This window comes from Dietzia sp. SYD-A1 (assembly GCF_015356725.1).
Classification (GTDB): domain Bacteria; phylum Actinomycetota; class Actinomycetes; order Mycobacteriales; family Mycobacteriaceae; genus Dietzia.
The window spans coordinates 1-6,697 of record NZ_JADDKI010000361.1 but is presented as its reverse complement, the minus strand read 5'-3'; the positions used below and the strand labels follow the sequence as shown (position 1 = coordinate 6,697).

Sequence of the window (6,697 nt, the reverse complement as noted above, 5' to 3'; positions counted from 1 at the left end):
CCATGCGCCCTCCCCCCCACGTCGTCGATCCGATGTGCATACGGTAGTCTCCAGAAACCAACACGCCCGTATCGGAAAGGTGGAGCGAGTGCACCGCGCTCTCGTCGTCTCCCTGGTGGCCACCCTGACCGCTCTCGCGCCTGTGACCGCCCAGGCCCGACCGGATGGCGGCGCCCTGCACGACCGGATCGAACGCATCGCGCAGGAAGTCGTGGGGCGGTCGACCGCAGGCATGGTCGTGTCCGTCGTGGATGGTTCGACGACCCCGCTTCTCCGGGCCTGGGGCCACGCCGACGCCGAGGGGGACCGCCCCCTCGGCACGGACTCGCGCCTCCCGGTCGCCTCGGTCTCCAAGGTCGTCACCGCCCTGACCGCCCTCACGCTGCACGAGGAGGGCTCCTTGGATCTCGACGCGCCGATCGAACACTCCAGCGGGGTGGTGCTGCGGGATGAGCGGGCGCCCGCCGACCGCACGCCCCTCACGGGGCGACATCTCCTCACGCACCACGCGGGACTCGTCGAGTCGACCCTGATGCCGCCGCCTGCCGGGCCCGGCGACCTCGGGAAGCCCCTGGCGCACTGGCTCGAACGCCACCCGCCGGTCTCGGGGCACCCCGCGGTCGGTATGCACTACTCACCGCTGGTCGCTCACACCCTGATCGGCGCAGCGATCGAGAATGCCACGGGCGCGGACTTCGCCCACGCGGCCCGCCGCACCGTCCTGGATCCGGTCGGCGCCGGTTCCGCCACGTTCGACGAGGCGGCCGATCCGGACGACGCGGTGATCGTCGCTCCGACCGGGGACGGGTTCGAGGCCGCGCCGTGGCCCGACGTCCCGGAGGCGCCTTCGGCCTCCTTGCGGTGGTCGGCACGGGATGCCGCCGCACTGCTCTCGGCATTGGTCACCGAGGGCGGCGGCGTGCCTGCACGGGTCGTCGAGGAGGCCCGCGCCACGAGCGTCAGACCGCATCACGGCGGCGGTGGCCACACCCAGGTGTTCTTCGAGGACCACCGCCGGGGCGTGCGGGTGCTGGAACACGCCGGGGCCGACGGACAGGCCTGGCTGACCCTCATCCCGGAGGCGGACGTCGGCGTGTTCGTCGCGGTCAACTCCCAGGATGCCGCAGCGACCGAGGCGACCGGAGCCGTGGTAGACGCAGTGATCGACTGGATGGTCCACGCCGGTCGGGCGCACCCGGCACCCGCGGGTCCGGCCCCGGCGATCATCCCTGAGTGGTTGCCGTCGAGCCGCGCCACGACCCCGACGGGCTCGTTCCAGGAGCGACTCTTCACAGGACTCGGACCAGAGAAGCTGCTCCGCAGCCTGCTCGGGCAGGTCCGAGTGACCGCCGACGGGGACGACCTCGTGTTGAACGGACGACGACTCACGCCCGAGAGCGAGGGGCGCTGGTGCGACCCGGCCGGTTGCGTCGCCGGTCGGATCAGCAGGTCGGGGATCACGGTGCTCGAGCGCGGAGACCGCGGCATGCTCGAGCAGACACTCACACCGGCGTCGCCACAGGACGATCGGCGGGTGGTCATGTCCGCTCTGCTCGCGTGGGTGGTGGTCGCACTGGCCGTCGTGGTCGGTGCCATGAAGCGGCTCGTTCGACGTGGACGCGGGCGCGAGCGGACTCCCTCCTTGGCGCCGGGGATCGCCGTCGCCTGGGTGACCGCAACCGCGGTCACCTTCTCAGCCGCGATCACCATGCCCCTCGGTCCTCTGCTGTGGGGGTGGCCCACGCTCGCCGCCCCCCACACGACTCTCACAGCCCTGGCCATGCTCAGCGGTGCGCTCGCCATCGTGTGGTCGATCGCCGCCGCCCGCCGCTGGCGGACGGTGCCGTCACGTCATCTCGTGGCCGCCGGGACGTGCGCGGCCCTCGCGCTCCCGATGCAGCTCTCCCTCATGTACTGGGGGGGTGCTCTCTAGCGGACCGAGGTATCGCCCTGTTCGCATGGCCTTCCCGGCCCCGGCGACGGCCGGGGGCCCGGTGCCGTTGGACGGCGTCGTGGTTACCGCATCGAGCGCTGCAGTAGCGCCGTCCGCCGTTCCGGCTGGTGTCGACGAACACCTCGGGGCACCCCGCGCGGAGACAGGCCCCCAGACGACAGCCCTCCGACTCGACCGCGAAGATCGCCAGACCGCCTGCGGTGATGGCCCTGACGCGCTCCACGACGTCGTCGCCGTCGGCCGCGAAGTGCAGGTGGGGCTTGTGCCCGTCGTGTGTGCTCAGGGACGGCCTCGACGCGGCCGATTCCAGCAGCTCGTTGATCGCGTCGCATGTGGAGTCCACGTCCGGCGCCGAGAACGGCGCTCTCAGCCGCGATGCCCACTCCTTCAGGCGTTCTGACCTGGCGTTGTCGAGCTCGGGCCTGCGGACGCCGTGGGCGCGGAGCACCCCGACGGCCGCGTCGGCGTCCCACGACCCGGCGGCGAGCGAGGCCAACTCCGCCGCGAGTGTCGGGCCGACCATATTGCCATGGTTGAACTGCACTGACCCATTGCACCACAGTCGGCGCATGACCACAGCAGCCTGTTCACCCACCGACCTCCACCACGACCGCGGCGTCCTCGTTCCGCATCCCGCGGACCCTGGCCGGCATCAGCACGACTGGCTGCGCCGTTCGTCCCACCCGACCAGCGAGGGCACCGTGACCTACGAGTCGTGCCACTGCGGGGCGCATCGCGTCCTACGCGCCGGCGTGCCCGTCGCCCGGGCGTAGGACGGATCGACGCTCAGACGGTGGTCGAGATCGAGCGCTCCCTGACCTTGAACCAGATCGAGAAATCCTCGGCGGCCCGACGGACGACGTCGTAGCTCGACCCGCCCGTGAGGTCGTTGAAGCTGTCCCGCACGCCGTCGACTCCGGTCGACCGGGTCTCCTTGGGGATGCCGAAGCCCATCTTCCAGTCGGAGAAGCTGCGCTCGGCTGCGGGTTCCGTCAACAGGACCCTGACGCGACTGTGTCTGTCATCGGCCGCGATGCGCGTCATCAACTCGTCGATCGCGGCCGGAGGGCCTTCGAGGAACTGGATGAAGCAGTTGTTCCTGAAGAGGAGGACACCGGTGATATCGGCGGCACGATTGCGTTCCCGGGAGGTGAACAGGATGGACTCCAGGTCGCCCGGCAGCATCTTCCGCACCGGCACGCTCGTGTACACCAGATACTTCAAGTGCCCGGTCCCGGGCGACGTGGGGGACTCAGCGTCCAGCGACATTCAACCCTCCCTCGCTCGCCTCGGAAAAATACAGATCATTCAGACTCGAGATCGCCTCGTCCAGCGAACCGGACTCGCCATGCTGTCTCGACATCCTGTCGTAGCAGGTGAAACCGCCGTCGGAATTCCGGTCGATGTACCCCACGAAGTTCCCGCGGAAATTACCGACGAAGAAACTGTCTTCCACCTGGGACCATCGTATTTCTTCGTCGCCTTCGATTGCCGAAGTCACTCCCACCCCTTTTCTTCCCTGACAAGGTGTCTCGCCCACCGCCGTACACGCCCACAGAACGTGGCCCGAGCCACGTCACCGGGAGACGCTGCCGCCGCGCGCGGCCGAACAAGGGATTGGGTACGCACCGACGTGTCTCCCGACCCCGCACTACTTTTCTCTCCTGAGAACTCACATCCTGCTCACGCTGTCCGCCATAGCGGCACACGGTGCCATCATGGTGTGCTCGCGAACACCGCGCCACCGATGGCGCCGGCCACGTCCGGGACGCGGGCGAGTGCGCGGCAGCTCGCGGACGCGATCAGACCTCCCCCGGCCGCACCACTGTCCGGCCCAGCCGGCGCGACACCGCGGCTCCCCATGGAGTGGCGAGCCGGGCCGCGGCGAGGAGCCCCTCGTCCTGCAGCACCCGGTGGACCGGGCCGCGGACCAGCGCTCCACCCGAGAGCACCACCGCGTCGTCCGCCCAGGCCCAGGCGAGGTCGACATCGTGCGTGGCCATGAGGATCGCCGCCCCCGCGGCACGGAGTGACTCCAGCGCCGCGAGCAGGTCCTCACAGGAGAGCGGGTCGAGCCCGGCCGTCGGTTCGTCGAGCAGCAGGACGCGGGGCCGCATCGCCAGCGCACCCGCCAGGGCCACCCTCTTGCGCTGCCCGAAGGACAGGTGGTGGGGGACGCGGTCGGCGAGGTCGGTGATCGCCAGCGCCGCCAGGGCCTCGTCGACCCGATCGGCCACCTCGGCCCGATCCAATCCGAGGTTCACCGGGCCGAAGGACACGTCGGCCCGCACGGTCGTGGCGAAGATCTGGTCGTCGGGTTCCTGGAGCACCATCTGCACCGACTGCCGCAGGCGGGTGCGGTCGGCGCGGCGGTCACGGACCCGCTCCCCGTCCAGCTCCAGCTCCCCGGCATCGAGGCGGTTCAAGCCCACGAGCAGCCGCATCAGCGTCGTCTTGCCGCTGCCGTTACCACCGAGCAGCGCCAACCTCGCCCCGGCGCGGATCGTCAGGTCGGCGCCGTCGAGCACGGTGTGGGTGTGGTCTCCGAGGGCGTCGAGACGCCGGTAGGAGAACCGGGCGCCGCGCAGCGCGAGGACGGTCACGTGAGGACCCCCAGTATCGAGACGGACGCGAGAACCAGACAGATGACGAGCACGCGGGTGGCCGAGATCGGGTCCGTCTCGGCGAGCACCGCGGTCTCGCCGCGCTCGGCGCGCATGGACATGGCGTCGTCGATCGCCCGTGCCCGCCTGACGGACAGGACGAAGACCGAGGCGAACTGCGTCCCGACAGAGGTGATCGCGGCCCGGGCGGTGCGGTGTCCGAGCCTGAGATCGTGGGACTGCCGCAGCGTGCGGGCGGCGTCGATGAGCAGCCCCATGAGACGGTAGGTGGTGTCGACGACGTGAGCCAGCGGGGCGGGCAGTCCGGCCCGCCGGCCAGCGGCCAGGAGGTCGGCGACGGGCGTGGTGCACGCCAGGGTGATGGTGGCGGCCGTCGCGGCGATCGCCCTGGTCACGGTCCGCAAGGCGGTGTCGACCCCGGCCGGATCCACCACGAGGCGCCACTCCGTCAGGTCCAGGAAGAGCGGACCGGTTCCCAGGACCAGGAACGCGACGGGCGCGAGCAACGCCGCGACATAGATCCTGGCGGGGACGCGGGCCAGCACCAGTGCGCAGAAGCAGCAGACGGCCAGGATCGCTACGTGACCCACTGGTGGCGGCACCAGCAGTGCCGCCACCAGCAGACCGCCGAAGAGCAGCAGCTTCTCGACTACCGGGAGGCCCGACCAGCGGTTGTGGGACGCCGCGAGCTCGAGTGGGTTCACCTGGCGCCCGGTCTGTCAGTGTCCGGTCGAACCCGTGGCCGCCGCCGACGGGGTCGCCCCGCCCGGCACGCTCTCCCGACGCTGCCTGCTGCGTGTCCGCAGGACGCCGAGCCCGTAACCCACGATCCCGCCGCCGATCCCGGCCTGGAGGGCGAACACCCCCGATTCGACCTCCCCCGGCAGCTCGGGCAGAAGCGGCTCGAACCACGGCTCGTAGTCAGGAGAGACCTCGCTGATGGTCCCTTCGGCCTGCCCGTCCGCACCCTCGAACTCACCGCCCGCCCCGGCGCCGTAGACCAGGGACAGCACCGTGATCGCGAACGCGACGGCGACCAGTCCCACCAACACCCACACGCTGACGTGCTTCCTCCCGCTCATCGCACCGTCTCCGTGGCCTCGACCCGATCGGTACGATCCCCGGGATCCGCGACGGTTCCCGCGTCGGCGAGTCGCGCCCTCCGGAAGAAACCCACCAGATCGAGTTCACGGGAGGCGATGCGCAGGAGAACGCTGACGATCACCACGACGATGAGGGCCTCGACGACCGCCAACGGGATCTGGGTGATCGCGAAGACGGCGAGGAACTCGGCCATCGAGTACCACAGGCCGTGCTCGACGCTCGGGAACGCCAGTGCGAGCTGGGCACTGGTGACGAGATACGTCACCAGGTCGGCGAGGAACGCGGCCACGAACACCGCACCGAGCAGTGGCACCGCGACGCGTCGGCACAGGACGAACGCGCCGTAGGCGACCCACGGCCCGGCGACCCCCATGGAGAACACGTTCGCGCCGAGCGTGGTGAGGCCCCCGTGCGCGAGCAGCAGCGCCTGGAAGATCAGGACGACGGTCGCGACGAAGGCCATGACCGGGGGCCGGAAGATGATCGTCCCCAGGCCGGTGCCGGTGGGGTGCGAGCTGGACCCCGTCACCGACGGGAGCTTGACGGCCGACATGACGAACGTGAACGCCCCGGCCACGCCGAGCAGGACGCCCGCCTCCGGAGTCCGGCGGACCGTCCTGATGACCTCGCGCGCGCCGTGGATCACGAACGGTGCCGCGACCGCCGTCCATGCCAGGGCGTGCACGGAGGGGAGGAAACCCTCTGCGATATGCATTTGTCTGAGACCTTTCTGCCCGTCACCTCGCGGGCACTCGTGGTGGCAGCCACGGCCGGTCTCCTGGCTCACGGGTTCTCCCGGTCCACCCCAGAAGGGATACACCGGATCGCCGCCGGTCCGCCTTCCCACCCACACGACGCGTGCGAGCAGTGGCACAGAGGACCTGCGACATCAATCCGTTCACAGTGGCGAGGGCCGCCCCGGTCTCACACCGGGTTCCCGAGCACCGCAGCTGAGCAGATCCTAGGAGCGTGGGTCAGTAACACGCCAGTTCAGGTCCGCTGATGGGGCGGGTTC

9 protein-coding genes and 1 riboswitch are annotated in these 6,697 nt (G+C 70.3%); of the genes, 2 read left to right on the top strand and 7 right to left on the bottom strand.

The window, feature by feature from the left end; genetic code table 11:
* The first annotated feature begins 88 nt into the window (after window positions 1-88).
* Window positions 89-1,933, top strand: a complete 1,845-nt coding sequence (locus IY392_RS13795) for a serine hydrolase (RefSeq protein ID WP_194861516.1) — start codon at window positions 89-91, stop codon at window positions 1,931-1,933.
* Here IY392_RS13795 and IY392_RS13790 read toward each other — a convergent pair.
* Entirely contained in the window at window positions 1,908-2,477 is a 570-nt protein-coding gene (locus IY392_RS13790; protein ID WP_228549413.1) for a CGNR zinc finger domain-containing protein, read from the bottom strand. The two genes, IY392_RS13795 and IY392_RS13790, sit on opposite strands and share 26 nt — an antisense overlap.
* Before the next feature lie 46 nt (window positions 2,478-2,523).
* Between IY392_RS13790 and IY392_RS13785 the strand changes: the two genes are divergently transcribed.
* Window positions 2,524-2,727 carry a hypothetical protein gene (locus IY392_RS13785; protein WP_107755382.1) on the top strand — a complete coding sequence of 68 codons (204 nt, stop codon included), beginning with the start codon at window positions 2,524-2,526 and terminating at the stop codon, window positions 2,725-2,727.
* A 13-nt stretch (window positions 2,728-2,740) separates the two neighbouring features.
* On the opposite strand, the gene IY392_RS13780 is transcribed toward IY392_RS13785, so the two are convergent.
* The 6 genes from IY392_RS13780 to IY392_RS13755 all read right to left on the bottom strand — a co-directional run bounded on the left by IY392_RS13780 (window position 2,741) and on the right by IY392_RS13755 (window position 6,397).
* Window positions 2,741-3,223, bottom strand: coding sequence for a BLUF domain-containing protein (locus IY392_RS13780; protein WP_107755381.1), 483 nt, complete (start codon window positions 3,221-3,223; stop codon window positions 2,741-2,743).
* Window positions 3,207-3,455, bottom strand: a complete 249-nt coding sequence (locus IY392_RS13775; protein WP_231750438.1) for a hypothetical protein — start codon at window positions 3,453-3,455, stop codon at window positions 3,207-3,209. Before IY392_RS13775 ends, IY392_RS13780 begins: the two co-directional genes overlap by 17 nt.
* A 301-nt stretch (window positions 3,456-3,756) precedes the next feature.
* A complete protein-coding gene (locus IY392_RS13770; RefSeq protein ID WP_194861515.1) occupies window positions 3,757-4,557 on the bottom strand; it encodes an energy-coupling factor ABC transporter ATP-binding protein in 801 nt (266 codons plus the stop codon).
* On the bottom strand, window positions 4,554-5,282 hold the full coding sequence (locus IY392_RS13765; RefSeq protein WP_107755379.1) for an energy-coupling factor transporter transmembrane protein EcfT: 729 nt from the start codon (window positions 5,280-5,282) through the stop codon (window positions 4,554-4,556). The genes IY392_RS13770 and IY392_RS13765 overlap by 4 nt, the downstream gene beginning before the upstream one ends.
* Window positions 5,283-5,297: 15 nt before the next feature.
* Complete coding sequence (locus IY392_RS13760) at window positions 5,298-5,660, bottom strand: energy-coupling factor ABC transporter substrate-binding protein (protein ID WP_107755378.1); 363 nt, start codon at window positions 5,658-5,660, stop codon at window positions 5,298-5,300.
* The gene (locus tag IY392_RS13755) at window positions 5,657-6,397 is read right to left on the bottom strand and encodes an energy-coupling factor ABC transporter permease (RefSeq protein WP_194861514.1); all 741 of its coding nucleotides are present in this window, start codon (window positions 6,395-6,397) and stop codon (window positions 5,657-5,659) included. The genes IY392_RS13760 and IY392_RS13755 overlap by 4 nt, the downstream gene beginning before the upstream one ends.
* A gap of 35 nt (window positions 6,398-6,432) precedes the next feature.
* Window positions 6,433-6,646: riboswitch (cobalamin riboswitch) on the bottom strand.
* Window positions 6,647-6,697: the final 51 nt, after the last annotated feature.